The sequence below is a fragment of the Lederbergia sp. NSJ-179 genome, assembly GCF_022867885.1.
Taxonomy (GTDB): Bacteria; Bacillota; Bacilli; order Bacillales; family Bacillaceae_C; genus Lederbergia.
In genome coordinates this window covers 25,697-45,391 of sequence record NZ_JALIFP010000022.1, presented here as the reverse complement: position 1 = coordinate 45,391, position 19,695 = coordinate 25,697, and the positions used below count along the sequence as shown (strand labels likewise).

Sequence of the window (19,695 nt, the reverse complement as noted above, 5' to 3'; positions counted from 1 at the left end):
CATTCACCTAATAAGGCTGCTTTATAGGAGAAAACTAGCTTTAACCTCCTTTTTGGAATCGCCTCATTCATTGACCATCAAAATGTATATGATCCCTCCCTATACATATGTACTCCAATTCTTGAATTGTAAATGAATAACGCCGACTGTATTGACAGCCCCCTTTATGAAAATTTCATTTACTAGATTTCCAGTAAGTGGTGATAAAATATGATAATATCTCCTCAATATTAGTAACCCATTCACATGGGATGGCGGTAACGAACCTTCCCAAAGCTTCAAATTGTATATTTTATCTATATTCCAAAGAAAGTTAAATAAATTTGTATTGACAAAAATTACCAAAAGGACGTAAGCTAGTATGTAACGAACTAGCTATTGGCTTTTATTATAGTTTTTTGACACCGGTTTCAAATTAAGTGATTAAAAAGGCTAAAACTTTCACACGTTTTGAAACCGGTTGCAAAATGAAAGGAGGAGAGGAAATTCACTGATCAATTTTAACCTAGTTGCAAGTCAAATAAAAGCTAGTTCGATTATTAATACTTGGAGGTGGGTGGAAGTTGCCTACGAAGAAAAGGCTTTGTTTATTTTTCCCAATAATGATGTTGTTTTCCTGTTTGCTAATGAATTCTCCTATAATAACGAAGGCAGCTGATAGTGATTTGAAAGAAGGGGAGGATATGCTTAATTTTGTCCATGCAGGTGATCCAACACCGGAAACGGTAGATGGACTAGAGCTGTATAAGGAAAATGACTCCTTCAAACCGGGACAAATATGGATGGATACAGACGGAAAAGCGATCCAGGCACATGGCGGCGGGATTATGTATGATGAGCAAATAAAAACCTATTATTGGTATGGGGAAGATAAGACCAATGGCTATCTGCCAGCAAGAGGGGTACGGGTTTATTCTTCCAAGGATCTTTATAATTGGAAAGACGAAGGTTTAGCCTTAACAGCGATTGAATCAATGGAACAATTTACAGATGATCCCTTAATTTCACAGCTTTATAAGGGAAGAGAGGATAAAGCAGATATTTTAAATGATATCGGTACAGATCGGGTCATAGAAAGACCGAAAGTAATTTACAACGAAAAAACGAGGAAATATGTGATGTGGATGCATATCGATGGTCCATCAGAAACTTCTGAAGCCATGTACGCGAAGGCTCATGCTGGCTATGCATTAAGTGATTCGCCCACTGGTCCTTTTGTTTATCAAGAAAGTAATCGAATGGATAGGGCCCCTGAAGATGCCGATTATAATGGAATGCCAGACCAGCCAGGAATGGCACGGGATATGACATTATTTAAAGATGACGACGGAACAGCCTATTTAATTTATTCAAGTGAAGAAAATATGACGATGTATATTTCAAAATTAAATGATAGTTATACAGATGTGGTCGGCTGGCATAGAGATGGCAAGGAAGACCGGGATTCGACTTATAAAGCAGTGTACGGGGAAGATTATATTAGAGTATTTCCAGGTGCGCAAAGGGAAGCACCGGCTCTTTTTAAGTATCAAGGGAAGTATTATATGATTACATCGGGTGCGACTGGCTGGGATCCGAATCCAGCTCGATACACAGTAGCTGATGATATTTTTGGAGATTGGCAGCCAATGAGAAATCCAGCGATTGGAGAAAAGGCTTCGACAACTTTTGATTCGCAGAGTACCCATGTAATTCCCGTCGATCCGGAAAAAGGGAAATTCATCTTTATGGGTGATCGTTGGAAAGCCAGTGATTTAAAAAACTCAACCTATGTATGGCTCCCTATTGAGTTTGGGCAAGAGGATGAGATCATTTTGCAATGGTATGATGAATGGGATTTGTCAATCCTTGATAAAATGGGTAGAGTCACCATTAACACAGAGCTTCCCAAAAAAGTAACTTTAGGTGAAACACCGAACTTACCGGATACAATAAATGTAACAGATTCTGAAGGAAAACAAATGGATACATCGATTATATGGGAAATGGATACCGAAGACTTTTCCAAGCCTGGAATGGTGACAATTGAAGGAACACTTCCTGAATTGGCAGATAAGGTGGTCAGAATCGAGATTCTTGTGATTCCGAATGATGTGAAATATTTTGTTCATGCTGGCGGCGCTGAAACAAACGATTACAAGCTTTGGACTTCCTATATGCAAGAAACACTTTTGAATAAAGATATCATTGATCAACAATATGATCCGGAAAATGACCAAACATGGGGTTATGTTGGAGATCGTACAAGTCCGGCGGGAAGTGAAGGGGGAGATCTATTCTCTGCTTTACGATATCTCACTCCTAATTCTGGCACAGATCTTACGTATACATTCAATCTTGATAATGGAGACTATACCGTTTACCTTGGCTTGTATGATCCTTGGTATAATTCAACAAAAGGAAGTCGAAAAGCGGATATTTTATTCAATGGAGAAGTCCATACGAAGGATTATGTGTTTACAGACGCCTATGATGTCATTGGTGGAAATGTGGAAATCTCTAACAATCTATTGGATGTGACGATTCGCAAAACAAATTCACCAGATCCACAAATTAGTTGGATCATGATTGTTGGCGATGAGCAAAAAAAAGACGTGAATGTTTCATCGATGTTGGAAACATTGACGGATCATCAATCAGAACTGCCAGAATCTGTTTTTCATTCTTTACATGTACATCTTACCGCGGTTCAACATTATGAACGTCAAGAAAAAGGAGAAAAGATCGTCAAACATATGAGTCGTTTTATAAAATTAATGGAACATCAGAAAGACAATGGGCAAGTTTCTGATGATATTTTTAACGTATTAAAGCGTGATGCAGAGACCGTAATGGCTGATTGGCAATAAATCTTGGGATTGGGACAAAAGTGTTTCTATCAAAGTTGAATCCGAACTAACTAGAAACTATGGTTGGTGCATATAATCCGCTCCGGAAATATACTTCGCTTTCCGCGGGCGGCTGGTGAGCCTCCTCAGGCCTACAGGATGTAGGTCACAAAGGCGTTGCGCCAGGACGGCGCGTACTTAGCCTTCGATCCTCATTCGCACTGCGGAGTCTCACCGACGCCTTTCATTCCGCAGGAGTCTACGTATATTTCCTCCGCTAAGATAGTTCGTTGTTCGTCTTTAGAGTCGAACGTTTTAGTTTTGTCCCAGCCTCATAATAAGAACTATACTATTCTAGTTACAATTTGTTGAAAAATGTAAAAGAGTGTAGAATTTTTTAACGAAGTTATTGACAAATGAAAAATAAAAATGATATATTAAGAATTGAAACCGGTACCATCAATTTAGCATAAAATAGATTCATGGATTAAGGAGGAAGAATCCATATTTTTTTATTCTGTATTGACACCGGTTGCATTAAAAAAGCCGTGCAAGGAGGGGGCTTTGGGAAAGGGAAGGTTGATAAAAAACTAAAGGGTAGAAAAAGATGCCGCATTTAGGAGGATGAATGAGTACAAACCGTCGAAAAAGTTTTCTTGTTTTCATGGTAATAATCGTAATCCTTTTAACAGGAGGGATAGTAGTGAGCCAATTTAAGCAGCAAAAAGATCCATTGTTTTTTGATCCAACGCCGATTCGGGTTCAACCTAATGAAGGTTATGCCAATTTCGAAGGTTGGGGTACCTCGCTTGCATGGTGGGCCCATATTCTTGGGCAATGGGAGGATAAAGAAAAACTGAATGAAGTGATGGATCTTGTGTTTGATGAAAGGAAGGGACTTGGTCTCAATATTGTTCGTTACAATATTGGGGGCGGAGAAAATCCTGAAATAAAGCCGAATACACTGCGTCCAGGTGGCGATGTTCCAGGTTTTCAACCTGAAGAAGGAGAGTGGGATTGGGAAGCAGATAAAGGTCAAAGAGCAGTTTTATTCGCTGCTTTTGAACGCGGAGCAACAATTGCTGAGGCATTTTCTAATTCTCCTCCATACTGGATGACCAAAAGTGGTTCCGTAACTGGCGCAGAAGATGGGGGAAATAACTTAAAAGAGGAATATTATGGTCAGTTTGCGGATTATTTAACCGAGGTTGTCAAGTTCTATAAAGATAAACATGGTGTTACCTTCCGTACTTTGAACCCTTTAAATGAACCTGCTTCTAATTGGTGGATAAAGGGAAATATTCAGGAAGGGGCTCATTTTAGTCTTGATAAACAAATGGAGATCATCAAAAAAGTCGCTGACTCCCTAGAGGAAAAAGGACTGAGTGACACTGGAATCAGTGCTCCCGATGAAAATAGTATCGATGAGACAGTGGACATGTTACAAGGCTATGATGAAGAAACCATCGATAAAATAGCGCAAATGAATACACATTCCTATAACGGCAGCCAGTTAGAAGAACTTCGTGAATTAGCTGCAGAGAAGAAGAAAAGGCTATGGATGTCTGAATATGGAACAGGCGGGACAGAACCACATAATCATGAGGATATGAGCAGTGTGATGGAACTGGCTGAGCGGATTATTTTTGATCTGCGTGTGCTTCAACCCGCGGCCTGGGTGTATTGGCAAGCGGTCGAAGATGAAAGTGCAAAAAATAATTGGGGATTTATTCACTCTGATTTTCGAGGGAAAGAAAATTATCAGCTGACAAAGCAATATTATGCCATGGCAAATTTCAGCCGCTTTATTCGACCAGGAAGTGACATCATCAAGACGGATCATGGACATTCTGTTGCGGCCTACCATCAGAAGGCAAAGCAGCTTACGATTGTGATCCGAAATGAACACGCAAAAGAGGAACTCGAGTATGACTTGAGTGCATTTCAGTTTGATACGAGGTTTGCAGATGTTTACGAAACAACGTTACAAAAAAATCTAGAAAAATCGCAAATTCCAATTTTTAGTCATGGTTTTAAAATCCCAGTGGAGAATCAGTCGGTAACGACGATCGTTCTATCCAATGTAGAAATAAAATGAATATTTTTGACGTAAATTGCAACCGGTTCCAATGCGAATTAACAAATACAAGGAGTGAGTGAATTGAAAAAGTTTCATATTTTCCTTTTAGCGATCATGCTTTGTTTGGGTGTGACCTTAGCAGCTTGTTCATCAGACACGGATTCGAAATCTTCGGATGGGAAAACGAAATTGACCTTTACGATGTGGGGGGGAGAGGCTGATAAAGAAACATATCAAGAGCGTCTTGATTTAGCCAAAGAAAAATATCCTGACATTGATGTGGAATTAATTTATATTCCGAAAGAATATGCGCAAAAAGTACAAACGATGATAGCCGGAAATACGGCTCCCGATATTATGCAGTTGGCAGAAGAAGTGCATATTTATTCAAGTAAAAATCAACTAGCTCCATTAAATGAGTTTATTGAAGAGGCAGATATCGACTTAGATGCCCGATTTGGTAGCGTTTATAATAACTACTCTCAAGATGGAAACGTCTATGCGCTGCCAGATAGAGGTGGATCTTTAATCGTTTATTATAATAAAGATTTATTTGATGAAGCGGGAGTGGATTATCCGACCGAAGATTGGACTTGGGATGATTTACTAGATGCTTCAAAAAAACTGACGAAAAAAGAGGGAGATAAAACGGTACAGTGGGGTGTTGGAGTAGGGGATTGGTGGCCATTGTGGATGTCCTTTATGTATCAAAATGGTGGCGGAGTATTAGATGCTGATGGAAATCCAATCATTAATTCTCCTGAAAATATTGAAGCGATGCAGTTTGTCGTAGATCTCATTCACAAATATAAAGTAGCTCCTTCTAATAAAGATTACGCGAATATGGGCGATATAGGCGCAGACCAGTTATTTGCTCAAGGAAAGTTAGCTATCGACTACACTGGTTTTTGGAATATTGGGGGAGCAAGTGAAGTGGAAGATTTGAATTGGGATATTGCTCCCCTATGGAAGAAAAAAGAAAAAGGGACGATCCCATTTGGAAGCGGCTTAGCAATCACCAATCAATCGAAACATAAAGAAGAAGCCTTTAAAATTATTGAATTCTTAACAGGAAAAGAAGGGCAATTGCCGATTGTAGAAAACAATCAGGATGCCCCTGCGAATATGGAGTTATTAAATAGTGACACTTTTCTTAAAAGGGACTTTGCAAACCACCCTATTGACACAGAAACATTTACAAAATCAGCAAATATGATCATTGAATTGCCTTTAATCCCTGAGTGGAACGAGATGCAAAAACTATTTACAGATAATTTTGCTGATGTTTGGACGAGTAATGCTTCTGTTGAGGATGCTTTAAATAAGACACAGAAAGATTTAGAAGCATTATTGAAAAAATAATAGGTATAGAGGATGTTCAAAAAGTCCGGTAAAAAGACATAAGCGAATTTCTTCGTTGGCCTGCTTTTCCGCTGCTCACGTATCGGGATGAGGTTCTTCTGCTAAAATCGCCCACGTCCTGTGGGCAACGCAGAAGCCAGTACATCCTGTACAAGTCCGCTGCTCAAAGCTACGCCGCCTCGAACTTTCAATGCACAGGACGTGCTAGTGTCGGCGTTGCTGACAGGACGTCAGCGCCTTTAGCCGACGGGTCCTTTTTATCCTCCTTTTTGAACACGCTCGTATAGGGACTATTCCAATACTGGTTAGTCCCAGCTTATTAGGAGGGGTGCGCTTTGAATAACCAAACAGTAGAGTTACAGAAAAATGGAACGAAAAAGATTAAAAAAATACCCGGAAAAAGAACGGAAGAAAAATGGTTTTATCTATTTATCTCCCCTTGGATTATTGGTTTTCTATGTTTTATATTAGGTCCGATTGTGGCTTCTTTCTTTTTGAGTTTTACGGACTGGGATTTATTTACCCCAGCAAAATGGGTTGGATTAGATAACTATAAAAACTTGGTGCAAGATAAAATATTTTGGAAAACAGTGTATAACACTTTTTATTTCGCCTTAATCTCGGTGCCTTTAACGATGATTTTGTCATTAGGAATGGCCTATTTATTAGCACATAAAATGAGGGGCATGTCTTTTTTTCGAACAATCTTTTATTTGCCTGCTTTAGTTCCTATTGTCGCGTCTTCGATGATTTTTAAATTCATTCTTGCACCGGATAACGGAGTAATCAATCACTTTTTAGCCTTTTTCGGTATTGAAGGACCTGCTTGGCTACTTGATCCAACGTGGGTGAAAATGAGTTTTGTCTTCCTCGCCATTTGGGGAGTAGGGGCCAATATGGTACTATTACTAGCTGCTATCCAAGGTGTTCCCGAGGAGTTGTATGAGTCAGCCGACATGGATGGGGCATCAAAGTTTAAGAAGTTTATCCATATTACCATTCCAATCATATCTCCGGTTATTTTCTTTAATCTTATAATGGGAATTATTGGAAGTTTGCAGGCTTTTTCACAAATTTATATTTTGACTGGCGGTGGCCCTAATAATGCAAGTAATATGATGGTTCCTTACCTGTTCTCTAATGCATTCGAATTTTACAAAATGGGCTATGCTTCAAGTATTGCTTGGGTTCTATTTATTATTATTATTATCTTTACTGTTATCGTTTTTAAATCTTCCTCAATGTGGGTTTATTATGAAAGTGAGGTAAAAAAATAATGTTTGATAAAACAGGCTCAGTAGAAAAACCCATATTGTATCTATTGTTATGTGTGATCGGTTTTGCCTTAATTGTCCCTTTTATATATATGATTTCAATCGCTTTAACATCACCTGCCACTACGGTGAAAATGGATTTTACGATATTTCCGCGTGAGTTTCATTGGCAAAACTTTCTACAAGTTTATCAAAATAAGGAAATTCTCACCTATTTTAAAAACAGTGTCATTCTTGTTGTGTTCGCCATTATTGGTCAAGTGTTATCCAGTTCCTTTGTAGCCTATGGTTTTTCTCGGTTACACGGCCGCGGGAAAAATTTACTTTTTATCATTTTACTTGGAACCATGATGATTCCTGGGCAAGTGATGATGATCCCGCAATTCATTATTTTTTCGAAACTTGGTTGGGTGAATACACTTTTACCACTCATTGTTCCTAATTTTTTTGCCAATGCGTTTAATGTATTTTTATTAAGACAGTTTATTTCAGGTATCCCAAGAGAATTGGATGAAGCAGCCAAAATTGATGGGCTTGGCTATTTCGGAATTTACTGGAGGATTATCATGCCGCTCTTAACTCCGATTCTGATTGCAATTGGTATTTTTACTTTTAATGCCAACTGGGGAATGTTTATGGAGCCGCTCATTTATATTAATGATGTAGCTAAGATGCCTCTTGCTTTAGGTGTACAAATTATTAGTGCAACATTTAGTACGAACGCCATTCCAGATTGGAATATTGTGATGGTCGCTTCCTTACTACTGACAGGGCCGATGATCATTGTGTTTTTCTTCGGGCAAAAATATATGTTCCAGGCAAATATCAATGCTGGTTCAGCTGGAATTAAATAAGGGCATAGCTACTGTATGAGGAAAAAACAACTTTAGTAAAGATAAAGGATGAAATTACCATCATTCAATGTATAATTCTATATATAAGTATGGAATACGTTTTCAAAATGAGGGAAGCCAATATGAAAAAGAAGAATATTACGATATATGATATTGCCAAAGTAGCGAATGTTTCTCCAACAACAGTTTCAAGGGTACTCACAGGAAATCCATTAGTAAAAGATAGTACTAGAAAACGTGTGCTTGAAAAAATGGAGGAGCTGGAGTTTACCCCGAATGAAGCTGCCAGAAGCTTAACGAGAAATCAAACCAATATGATTGGGTTTATTTTACCGGATATTACCAATCCATTTTTCTCACAAACGTATATTGATGTAGAGAGAAAGGCCTTTGAAAAAGGTTATACCGTTTTGTTAAGAAATTCGATGAGTAGTAGTGAAATGGAATCGGCTTACCTGCGTGAGTTTGTGGAAAGACGAGTCGAATGTATTGTTTTTATGGGGGGACGGATTAATAAATCTAAACCGACAGAAAAAGAAATGACTGAAATGAAAGAGGTAATGAAACGGGTTCCCCTTATTATGGTGAATGGCTGGATGGAAGGGGTAGATTGCCATACCATTAGGACGGATGAAGAAGAGGGAATGAGATCGATTGTACATCATCTCGTTTCACTTGGTCATAGGGATATTGCTTTCATAGGGGGGCAAAAGGGTGTTTCCACGGTGGATCTTAAGGTTTTGGCTTTTCGAGAAGAGTTAAAGAAATACGGTTTGGAATGCCACAACGAATGGCAAATTTATTCAGGATTTGGGATCGATGACGGTAGAGTTGCAATGAGACAACTGCTTGCAAGTAAAAAAATGCCTACCGCCATTATTGGGATGAACGATATGGTGATTTACGGGGCTTTGAAAGAATGTCGCAAGCAAAATGTACCCATTCACAACTTTTCATTCGTTGGTTTTGACGACATTTTTCCATCTGACATCGTCTATCCAAGCTTAACAACGGTCAATCACAATTATGATCAGTTAACGTCTGAAATTATCGAGACGATCATGAAAATCATTGATAGGAAGGATTCACAAAAAGAGATTTTGATCGAAACAAAATTAATTATTCGAGAATCAAGTCATACAGTAAATGAGCATTATTTTAACAGCAAGGAAATGTAACGGTATAAGTGAAAAAATGCAGATTGGTACAAGGATGTAGAGAGAGGGATCTAAATGTTAAAACAGTTAAAGAAATTCGAATATCAGCGACCGAAAAATGGCTATCCAGAGTGGAATAATAATCCGGAAATTTTCCAATTAAATCGCCTAGAGGCACATGCTACTTTTATGCCATACCAAACAGAAGAAGAGGCTTTGGAAGGGGACCGAGCCGCTTCAAATTATTATAAATCTTTAAATGGTCAATGGAAATTTTCACTTTCTGACACGCCAGATAAAAGAATTAAAAACTTTTTTGAGCAACATTATGATAGTCGTGAGTGGGATGAGATTAAGGTTCCTGCCCACTGGCAATTTCAAGGGTATGATTATCCACAATATACAAATGTGCGTTATCCATGGGAAGATACGGAGCAGATCAAGGCTCCTTTTGCGCCAACGAAATATAATCCTGTCGGCCAATATATCACAACATTTACTATCCCAGATACTTGGGAAGGACTTCCTGTCTACATAAGTTTTCAGGGGGTTGAATCCGCTTTTTATCTATGGGTGAATGGGGAACTTGTTGGGTATAGTGAGGATACCTTTACTCCGGCGGAATTTGATTTAACTCCGTATATACAAACTGGTGAAAATAAGCTTGCAGTTGAAGTATATCGTTGGTGTGATGCGAGTTGGCTCGAGGATCAAGATTTTTGGAGATTGAGCGGGATCTTTCGAGATGTCTATCTATATGCTACACCGCGAATTCATATTCAAGACTTTTTTGTAAAAACAGAACTAGATGAACAACATAAAGATGCAGAATTGAATATAGAGGCAAAGTTATCCAACTACTTTGCGGAAAGCAATGCAAAAATAGCTTTGGAAGCAATGATTTTTGATCAAAATGGGCTTCCCTTGTTTCAGGAACCTCATCAAGTTCAATATGATCTTTCAATGGTGGAAAGAGGGGAAATCAGCACTTCTATATTTGTTGAAAATCCTTTGAAATGGAGTGCGGAGCAGCCAAATTTATATACCCTAGTGCTTTGTCTCAAGGATCAAGCAGGTCAGGCAATAGAGTTTATAAGTTGTAAAATTGGATTCCGCAAATTTGAATTAAAAGATGGTTTAATGAAGATTAATGGAAAGCGGATCGTATTTAAAGGTGTTAATCGTCATGAGTTTTCTGATAAAAAGGGACGAGCAATTGATTACGATGATATGGTCCATGATCTCCAATTAATGAAACAACATAATATCAATGCTGTGCGAACCTCCCATTATCCCAATCATCCATTATTTTATGATTTATGTGATGAATATGGTCTCTATGTCATTGATGAAACGAATTTGGAAACTCATGGAACTTGGGAGTATGGTCAGCAGGAAGAAGGAGATGCACTGCCAGGTAGTAAACCGGAATGGACAGAGAACGTATTAGATCGCTGCAATTCTATGTTTGAAAGAGATAAAAATCATCCGTGCATTCTTATTTGGTCACTTGGGAATGAATCTTTTGGCGGTAATAATTTTATAAAAATGCATCAAATGTTGAAAGAAAAAGACCCTTCACGTCTAGTTCATTATGAAGGTACCTTTCATTTTCGCGAATCAGATGCCGCTTCAGATATTGAAAGTACAATGTATATTCGCCCTGATCTCATGGAGGAATATGCATTAAATGCGGAAAAGTCAGATGAGCAAGTGAAGCCGTATATTATTTGCGAATACAGTCATGCGATGGGGAACTCCTGTGGGAATCTCTATAAATATACTGATCTATTTGATCGATACCCTATTTTGCAAGGTGGATTTATCTGGGATTGGCGCGATCAAGCGATTCGAACAAAGTCAGAAGAAGGAATAGAATTTTTGGCGTATGGAGGAGATTTTGGCGAATCGCCTCATGATGGGAATTTTTCTGGAGATGGAATCATTTTTGCAGATGGTACGGTTTCTCCAAAAATCTATGAAGTGAAAAAATGCTATCAAAATATTGAGTTTACGGCCGTAGATCTAGAAAAAGGCATTATAGCTATTACAAACAAATTTCTTTTTACGAATTTGAATCAATTCGAATGCCGCTGGGAAATCAGTGAAAATGGGCGAAAGATAAAGAATGGAACAGAGTTTGTAAATATTGAAGCTGCTTCTTCTGAACAAATTCAACTAGACTATTCTATGGATGATTTTTCGGGAGAACTAATACTTACCGTTAGTTTCCATTTAAAAGAGACTACATTGTGGGCAGATCAGGGTCATGAAATCGCCTTTGAGCAGTTTGTTTTACGTGAATCAAGTCAAAAACGAGTAGAAATCGAAGAACAAGCAGTTTTGCGGACGGATGATCAATCTGCCGAGTTCATTGTAGCCGGGGAGGATTTTTCCATTTGTTTTCATAAGCAAACCGGTGATATGGAGTCTTACAGGATCGCTGGGGTGGAATTATTCGAATCTGCACCTGCACCAAATTATTGGCGGGCGATGACAGATAATGACAGGGGGAGCAAGCTTGATCAGCGCAGTTCAACTTGGAGAGAGGCTGGTAGAAATCGAGTATTGGAGTCTTTTCATTATGAACAAATAAAAGATACAGTCATCTTTGAAGTTTCTTACAAACTTCCGACAACAAATGTGTCCAAATGCCATATCCGCTACACTGTTAGTGGTGACGGGAAAGTGAAAGTGGATTATCAACTAACTCCAGGTGAGGGGTTGCCGGAAATTCCAGAGGTTGGCATGATGCTTACAATGAACAAAAGTTTTGAAAACCTTGAATGGTATGGAAAGGGACCACATGAAACTTATATAGATCGGGAAAAAGGGGCGAAAATCGGCCTTTATAGCGGTAAAGTGAAGGACCAATATGTTCCTTACTTAAAGCCGCAAGAATGCGGAAACAAAACGGGTGTCAGATGGGCATCCATTACAAACGAATCGGGAGTGGGTTTACTTATATCAGGCCTACCAACAGTGGAAGTAAATGCCCTTCCCTACACCCCATTTGAGTTAGAGAAACATAGCCATGGGTATAAATTGCCTGAAAGTAAGCATTCGGTTATACGAGTGAATGATAAGCAGATGGGTGTTGGCGGTGACGATAGCTGGGGGCAAAAAACACATCCAGAGTTTACACTATATGCGGACAAAATCTACTCCTATTCATTTGTTTTGCAAGCAATAAGGTGAGAAGGTAGGATTAAGTAGCGTTCATCTAAGAAGTTGTCCAAAAAGTCCTTGAAATAAAGTAAATGGGGAAAACGCCTCGTTTTTCTCCATTTACTTTTGTTTTTTGAAGGGAGAGAAAAGGGCAAAACGTTGATCCAGAAGCCCTTATGATGCACGAACAAGGAGGAAAACCGGCAAAACGTCGATCTAAAAGCCTTCTTGTTACAGGAACAACGAGGGAAATCCTCCCCATTTTAAATCCTGAACATTCCAAGCGAATACCAACTCCATTTAAATATGAAGAGAAGCCAATTCTGTAAATGTAAGATACCTAGTAAAATATACGGGAAATAACACATGAGTCTTAAGTTACAGGAAAAGTGTATTGTTTTTTAATACAATAAAAGTATTGCACTTTAACAGATATGCGAATGTTCACTATTTTACAGGAGGAGGGATTATTATGAGTCAGGAAGATCCAGTAAATTCAAATGAAGAAGAATCGAATTCCGGAAATCAAAATGAAGAGAATCATAGTTCAAACGAAGATAACATTGTAACAGATGAAGAGATACACGAAAATGCTAAGGAAACGAAGGAATCAATGGAAGAACATGCAGACAGTCAAGGAGAAACAAAAAATAATCTTGTTGCAAATAATGGGTCATCTCATCAATCAAATAGCGATCATCCAAAAACTTCAACAGGTTTGGATGAAAATATCGCAGCGCTGATTTCGTATATCGGTGGATTTGTCACAGGAATTATCTTCTTCTTTTTGGAAAAGGATAATAAATTTATTCGTTTTCATGCCTTACAATCTGCAATCTTAACAGCAGCCTGGCTAATTATTAAATTTGTGTTAGGCCATATTCCATTTATCGGTTGGTTACTTGTTTTTCTAGTAAATGGCCTCACGTTGGCCATATGGATTGTTTGTATGGTAAAAGCCTACCAGAAACAATCATTTAAACTTCCGGTTATTGGAGATTTAGCTGATCAATACAAATGATAGTTTCATAGACACGACAAAGAATTGGCTAGTTTTTTGATTTTCTCCCTTTTATAGCTCCTTTCGTGTGCAATCCTGAACTGATCCAGTTCAATTTGCGTGTGCGAATGGAGCTATTTGTTATATTTTGGTTATATTTACTAGAAGATATTGCTTTGTACGGAAGAGCGGTGCCAATCCTTTCCTATCCCCCCTTTTTATGCCAATTAAAATCAAAAAGATTCGACGATTCTTGCATTTCAAATTGACTGTTTGCTCAAGGAAGTCTATCATTTAATATGTATAACTCAGGAAAGGCGGATGGATATGGAGGTAACAAAAAGTATATACGGATATTTAGAGGATACACCCGTATATTCCTATACCATGAAAAATGTGCATGGTGTTGAAGTCACTTGCATTGATTATGGTTGTATCATTACCAAAATGGTGACGCCGGATCGTAATGGGCGCTTGGAGAATATTGTTTTAGGATATAACCAGCTTGAAGAGTATATTCAGGATTCTGCCAATTTTGGTTGTGTGGTAGGACGTGTCGCTGGAAGGATAAGGGGGGCTACTTTTACTTTAGATGGAAACACCTACAAACTTGCAAAAAATGAAAATGGCAATCATCTTCATGGTGGTATAAAAGGTTTTGGTAAGGTACTCTGGAATTCTTCCTTTGAGGAGGATATAAATCGGGCTAAGGTAAATTTTACCTATTTTAGCCGTGATGGGGAAGAAGGATACCCAGGTAATCTTGCTATGAGGGTGACCTATACCCTTACAAATGACAATGAATTTATGATCCATTATTCTGGTAAGGCTGATGCTAAAACGGTCCTCAATGTTACTAACCATTCTTATTTCAATTTAAGCGGGGATTTGAAAAGAGATATCCTTCATCATTCTCTTACAATGAAAAGTGATCAATTTGCTGAATTGGATGAAGAATTATTACCAACAGGCACATTGGTTGATGTAGAAGGTACAGCTTTTGATTTCCGCAAAGGACAAGTAATTAAGAATGGGGTCGAGTCTGATCATCCACAAAATCAGTTAGTGGCTGGAGGATATGATCATCCATTTTTATTAAATAATCACCATTCCGATGAAATCATACTTGCTGACCCGGAAAGTGGCCGTACACTTACTGTGGAAACAGATGAAGTGGGGGTTGTGGTTTATACAGCAAATCAACTGAAGGAAGAAGGAGAAATTCTTGGCGTACCAGCGCGCAAGCACTTAGGGATTTGTCTTGAAACACAAGGTTTACCAGATGCTGTGAATCAGCCTGAATTTCCGTCCTGGGTTTTAGAAAAAAATAAACCATTTTCATCAGTTACTAAATATTATTTTGGACTATTAGATGAGCAATAATAAATAAATTTTGTTCGAAACCGCTTATAAGTGGTTTCCTTTCTGCAAATAGATGATTCCGCTTACAACAGAAGCGTTTAGAAATACATAGTTTTATATAACATTTACATAAAATAAGGATGGAAACTCCAAACGAAGCATTGGTCGGCCCAAAATATCGTAGTGGTTCTAAAGCGATCACAACGGAAGCATTGGCTGTGTCCAAATTCGCAGCAGAAGTCCAAAAGCAGTCACAACCGAAGCATTGGTCATGTCTGAAATCACAACAAAGATCCGAAAATGTTACAACGAAGGAGGACGTACAGATGGATCTACTTAAAGTAAAAGAATTGGCGAATCAGCTAAAGGAAAATGTACAAAAGGTCATAGTAGGAAAAGATGAAACAATCGATTTGTTGCTTGTTGCGCTTATTTCTTCAGGTCATGTTCTACTAGAGGATGTTCCCGGAACTGGGAAAACGTTAATGGCTAAAACATTAGCTAAATCTTTATCCTGTTCTTTTAAACGCATTCAGTTTACCCCTGATTTGTTGCCCTCTGATGTAACGGGAATTCACTTTTACAATCAGAAAATAGGAGAGTTCGAGTTTCGCTCAGGCCCTATTTTTACGAATATCGTGTTAGCGGATGAAATCAATCGAGCGACACCGAGAACTCAATCCAGTTTGCTAGAATGTATGGAAGAAAGGCAGACAACGATTGATGGAGAAACACATTTTTTAGATCGACCCTTTATGGTGATTGCGACGCAAAATCCGTTAGAAAGCCAAGGGACCTTCCCATTACCTGAAGCTCAATTGGATCGTTTTTTATTAAAAGTCCATTTAGGCTATCCTTCCAAAGAAGAGGGAATGACGATTCTGAAACGCTTTAAGGAGGGAAATCCAGCAGAGGAAATAGAAGCTGTAGCTGATCGAGAGCAGATCTTGGAAGCACAACAGCTTTATTCACATGTACATGTGAGCGAAGATCTGTATCATTACATGATGGATATTATTGAAAAAACAAGATCACATGAACATATTGCTTTAGGGGTTAGTCCACGCGGCAGTCAGGCATTATTAAGAGCGGTACAGGCTTATGCGGTGATAAAAGGGAGAGAATATGTGATTCCTGATGATGTGAAAGCGATGGTGAAGCCTGTTTTGGGACACCGAATTTTGTTGACCCAAATGAAACGTGTAGGAGAAAATCAAGCCTATCAAATATTGGATGATATTTTAGGGCAAATAAGAGTGCCAACGGAGGAAAGTATTCGAAAAGGTTTGGCTGCAAGATGAATATCGCCTGGTTTATTGTCATGACGATTATCGTCATTGTTGGGCAAATGTTTGTATTTGGTCGCTGGGGTCTTTCGAAAGTGCAATATCGTCGCTCCTTTAGCAAACGGTCGGTTTTCACTGGAGAAAGCATTGAGATAATTGATGAAATTTCTAATAGAAAATTATTGCCTGTTCCTTGGCTCCGCTTAGAATCGAAAATCAATGCCCATCTTCAGTTCCAGAAAAAATCTGACCTTGATAATGAAGTCCATGCTGGCGGCGATTTTCATCGGACTCTTTTCAGTTTAATGCCTTATCAAAAAGTACGACGAAGACAAACGTTAACGTGTACGAAAAGGGGACATTATCGTTTTGAAACAGTTTCTTTAACGACAGGTGATATATTTGGTTTTGATCAAGTATTTAAAACTGTTCCATCCCAAGCGGAAATTATTGTATATCCTAGCCTAATTCCAATGGATCAAATTCCCTTACCGGCTCATAGCTGGTTAGGAGATGTGATCGTCCGTCGTTGGATTATGGAGGATCCCTTCCTGACTGCAGGGGTTCGAGAATACAGTGCGGGTGATCCATTAAATACGATTAATTGGAAGGCGACAGCGAGGGCCCAGGCATTACAGGTGAGCCAAAAGGATTTTTCAGCGGATCATCATTTAATGATTTATGTGAATTTTAACCAAACAGAGGATATATGGAGGCCGATTGTTGATGAGCCATTGATGGAAAGAGCTATTTCTTATGCCGCTTCGATTGCCCAATATGCGCTTGATAATGGGATTGATACAGGATTTGGTTGTAATAGCTATTTTGATGAAACGGATAAACAGTCGATTCGGATTGATCCCGCTAATGGCAGTCAGCAGTTAATGTATGTATTAGAAACGATGGCCAAGTTAAAAATTGGTTCTAGTACGTATTTTGATTTTTTTCTGAAGGATGAAGTGGAAAGGGAAATGGAAGGAACGGATATCCTAATTATTACGGCGGTCGTGACGGAAAAAATGAGTGAATGGATCAAGCAATTGGAGGCTAAGGGAAATTCTGTCGAAATTCTAGAATTAGAACCAGCTACTCCATTAAAACAGGCTAATTAGTATGGAGAGGAGAAGATCGAATTGAAACAATTAAAAACCTCCTTTTACCATGGGTTTACAGAGTTATTACTTACGTTTCCGCTTGTCCTCATGGCGGGTGTACTCTTAATAGGATCTGAAAAATTGTGGGTTTGGCTTTTTAGTTTATGGGGATTATTTTTAATTGGGATCTTATTAAGAGCATTATGGCCACAGCAAGAATGGTGGTTTTATACTTTTCTAGCTCTCTGTCTTGGTCTATTACCTACATGGATTTTTTCCGACATTTGGTATATGCAAATACCTCTAGCAATCATTCAGGTTGTTTTTGCGTTTAGAGGTTTAACGTATCAAGGTGATTCCTCCGCCATCCCGCTCCTTTTTATGTGGTATAGTGGTTTGCTTATTTATTTCGGCGGCTATTTTCTGTTTCGCTATCAGTCTCTCTTTCAACCCTATTTAACGGTATTTTCGATTTGCGGCATTGTGCTCGTTGGCATTATATTACTGCTTTCGAATGATGAAGCTTTAAATACGTCAACACTATCTAAGAAGCAGAAACCGTATATTAGTCGGACCATTCAAAGGCAAAATCGCTTTTTTTTGCTGGGTACTTTTCTAGTTATTTTAGTGATCTCTAATTTTGGGAAAATTCGTGAATGGCTTTGGAATGGATTTAAGGCAGTATTACGATTCCTGTTTGGGCAAACTTCTGAAACCAATCCTGAACCGATTATTGAGGAGGGGGCCCCATCATCCCCTATGCTCCCAGATCTTCCGGCAGGGGAAAAGTCGGCCTTCGCTGAATTCTTGGATATGGTGATGACTTATATAGCTTATGTTGTTGTCGGAGTCATCGTCCTTTTCCTTTTATTATTGTTGATTAAAGAAGTGCGCCGTCGACTTGTCTCTGTCCTTCGCAGATTCTTCCGGTTCATTAAGGACCTTTTAAATCGTTCACCAGGACAGCGGGAAACGGAGCAATATATAGACGAAAAAGAAAGCCTTTTTGATTGGGAGGAATGGAAAAAAGAGCAGCAGACTAAAGCGAAAAATATAATGAAACAGTTATTTAATCGAGAACCACGCTATGAGACCCTGATGAATCGGGAGAAAGTAAGGTTTATTTACAGGAAATTTATAGAGCGACAAACGAAAGGAGTTGAATTTCGTTTTTCCATGACTCCTCGTGAAGTGCTTCGTCATGTTGAATCCAAGCAAGACTTGAATTTATTAAGAGAAGCCTATGAACAAGCGCGATATGGGGAGTTGGATGTAGATGAACAAACCTTGCAAAAGCTTTATGAGGAAGTTCAAAAAGTCCGGTAAAAATGACACTGCGAATTTCTTCGTTGGCTTGTTTCTCCGCTGCTCATGTATTAGGATAAGGATCTTCCGCTAAAACCGCCCACGTCCTGTGGGCAACGCGGAAGTCAGTACATCCTGTACAAGTCCGCTGCTCGAAACTGCGCCGCCTCGAACTTCTTGGTCCTTTTTATCCTCCTTTTTGAACACTTACTTTATGGGTATGTAAAAGGGAAAGAATGATATATCAATGGAACTTTTAATGTTAAACTAGCTTAATTTGATAGGAACAGGGAGGAAATAGGAATGGAAAAAAATTCTCGTATTTTATTGATTGGCGATAGCATTACGGATACAGGAAGAAGGGAAGATCCAGAGGGGCTTGGTTTTGGATATGTCCGTCTTATTCATGACGAACTCCTCGTTACATATCCTGAAAAAAATATCGAGATTATCAATAGAGGAATTGGTGGGGATCGTGTGACCAATCTACAAGCCAGATGGGATGAAGATGTACTAAGCGAGGAACCAGATTATGTATCTATCTCGATTGGGATTAATGATGTATGGCGTCAGCTAGATCAGCCACAAATGGAACAAGTTTATCCTGAACAATTTGAAGAAATTTATCATGAATTATGTCAAAAAACAAAAGCCCAACTTATCTTGATGGAACCAACGGTCATTGAAGAGGATTTAGATTCTGAAGGGAATCGGAAGCTAGTAGACTATGTCGAAATTGTCCGCAGGCTTGCAAAACAATATCATGCGATTCTTGTACCGACTCATCAAGACTTTCAATACTATCTCCTATCAGGAAATGAACATCCGTTAACAACGGATGGGGTTCACATGAACTCTGCCGGTAATATGCTAATGGCCAGATCCTGGATGAAGGCGTGTGCTGCATTATTTTGATAGGGGAAGA

General features: G+C 38.8%; 13 protein-coding genes. All 13 read left to right on the top strand.

The genetic code is table 11. The features are described 5' to 3' along the window. Positions 1–683: 683 nt before the first annotated feature. The 13 genes from MUB24_RS15405 (at position 684) to MUB24_RS15345 (ending at position 19,685) form a co-directional block, all read left to right on the top strand. The gene (locus tag MUB24_RS15405) at positions 684–2,849 is read left to right on the top strand and encodes an FIMAH domain-containing protein (protein WP_244705590.1); all 2,166 of its coding nucleotides are present in this window, start codon (positions 684–686) and stop codon (positions 2,847–2,849) included. Between the two features lie 682 nt (positions 2,850–3,531). Further along, positions 3,532–4,926 (top strand): glycoside hydrolase family 30 protein, encoded by a 1,395-nt coding sequence (locus MUB24_RS15400; protein ID WP_244705588.1) that lies wholly within the window; start codon positions 3,532–3,534, stop codon positions 4,924–4,926. A 63-nt stretch (positions 4,927–4,989) separates the two neighbouring features. Beyond that, positions 4,990–6,270, top strand: a complete 1,281-nt coding sequence (locus MUB24_RS15395) for an ABC transporter substrate-binding protein (RefSeq protein WP_244705586.1) — start codon at positions 4,990–4,992, stop codon at positions 6,268–6,270. Positions 6,271–6,605: 335 nt separating this feature from the next. Next, positions 6,606–7,547 carry a carbohydrate ABC transporter permease gene (locus MUB24_RS15390; RefSeq protein WP_244705584.1) on the top strand — a complete coding sequence of 314 codons (942 nt, stop codon included), beginning with the start codon at positions 6,606–6,608 and terminating at the stop codon, positions 7,545–7,547. Next, positions 7,547–8,398: a carbohydrate ABC transporter permease gene (locus tag MUB24_RS15385; protein WP_244705582.1), complete on the top strand. Its 852-nt coding sequence runs from the start codon at positions 7,547–7,549 to the stop codon at positions 8,396–8,398. Before MUB24_RS15390 ends, MUB24_RS15385 begins: the two co-directional genes overlap by 1 nt. Positions 8,399–8,520: 122 nt before the next feature. After that, positions 8,521–9,576 carry a LacI family DNA-binding transcriptional regulator gene (locus MUB24_RS15380; RefSeq protein WP_244705580.1) on the top strand — a complete coding sequence of 352 codons (1,056 nt, stop codon included), beginning with the start codon at positions 8,521–8,523 and terminating at the stop codon, positions 9,574–9,576. A gap of 54 nt (positions 9,577–9,630) precedes the next feature. Further along, a complete protein-coding gene (gene lacZ / locus MUB24_RS15375) occupies positions 9,631–12,753 on the top strand; it encodes a beta-galactosidase, LacZ type (RefSeq protein ID WP_244705578.1) in 3,123 nt (1,040 codons plus the stop codon). Between the two features lie 442 nt (positions 12,754–13,195). Then, positions 13,196–13,744 (top strand): DUF4870 domain-containing protein, encoded by a 549-nt coding sequence (locus MUB24_RS15370; protein ID WP_244705577.1) that lies wholly within the window; start codon positions 13,196–13,198, stop codon positions 13,742–13,744. Between the two features lie 306 nt (positions 13,745–14,050). Continuing rightward, entirely contained in the window at positions 14,051–15,106 is a 1,056-nt protein-coding gene (locus MUB24_RS15365) for an aldose epimerase family protein (RefSeq protein ID WP_244705575.1), read from the top strand. 305 nt (positions 15,107–15,411) lie between these two features. Next, a complete protein-coding gene (locus MUB24_RS15360; protein WP_244705622.1) occupies positions 15,412–16,386 on the top strand; it encodes an AAA family ATPase in 975 nt (324 codons plus the stop codon). After that, the gene (locus MUB24_RS15355) at positions 16,383–17,483 is read left to right on the top strand and encodes a DUF58 domain-containing protein (protein ID WP_244705573.1); all 1,101 of its coding nucleotides are present in this window, start codon (positions 16,383–16,385) and stop codon (positions 17,481–17,483) included. The genes MUB24_RS15360 and MUB24_RS15355 overlap by 4 nt, the downstream gene beginning before the upstream one ends. Before the next feature lie 21 nt (positions 17,484–17,504). After that, a complete protein-coding gene (locus tag MUB24_RS15350; RefSeq protein WP_244705571.1) occupies positions 17,505–18,791 on the top strand; it encodes a DUF4129 domain-containing protein in 1,287 nt (428 codons plus the stop codon). A 282-nt stretch (positions 18,792–19,073) separates the two neighbouring features. Beyond that, a complete protein-coding gene (locus MUB24_RS15345) occupies positions 19,074–19,685 on the top strand; it encodes an SGNH/GDSL hydrolase family protein (protein ID WP_244705569.1) in 612 nt (203 codons plus the stop codon). Positions 19,686–19,695: the final 10 nt, after the last annotated feature.

Excerpts from the sequence above, each read along its gene's own strand:
- MUB24_RS15360 (WP_244705622.1), top strand. The coding sequence starts at position 15,412 with ATGGATCTACTTAAAGTAAAAGAATTGGCGAATCAGCTAAAGGAAAAT.
- MUB24_RS15385 (WP_244705582.1), top strand. The coding sequence starts at position 7,547 with ATGTTTGATAAAACAGGCTCAGTAGAAAAACCCATATTGTATCTATTG.
- MUB24_RS15345 (WP_244705569.1), top strand. The coding sequence starts at position 19,074 with ATGGAAAAAAATTCTCGTATTTTATTGATTGGCGATAGCATTACGGAT.
- MUB24_RS15355 (WP_244705573.1), top strand. The coding sequence starts at position 16,383 with ATGAATATCGCCTGGTTTATTGTCATGACGATTATCGTCATTGTTGGG.
- MUB24_RS15370 (WP_244705577.1), top strand. The coding sequence starts at position 13,196 with ATGAGTCAGGAAGATCCAGTAAATTCAAATGAAGAAGAATCGAATTCC.
- MUB24_RS15405 (WP_244705590.1), top strand. The coding sequence starts at position 684 with ATGCTTAATTTTGTCCATGCAGGTGATCCAACACCGGAAACGGTAGAT.
- MUB24_RS15365 (WP_244705575.1), top strand. The coding sequence starts at position 14,051 with ATGGAGGTAACAAAAAGTATATACGGATATTTAGAGGATACACCCGTA.
- lacZ (WP_244705578.1), top strand. The coding sequence starts at position 9,631 with ATGTTAAAACAGTTAAAGAAATTCGAATATCAGCGACCGAAAAATGGC.
- MUB24_RS15380 (WP_244705580.1), top strand. The coding sequence starts at position 8,521 with ATGAAAAAGAAGAATATTACGATATATGATATTGCCAAAGTAGCGAAT.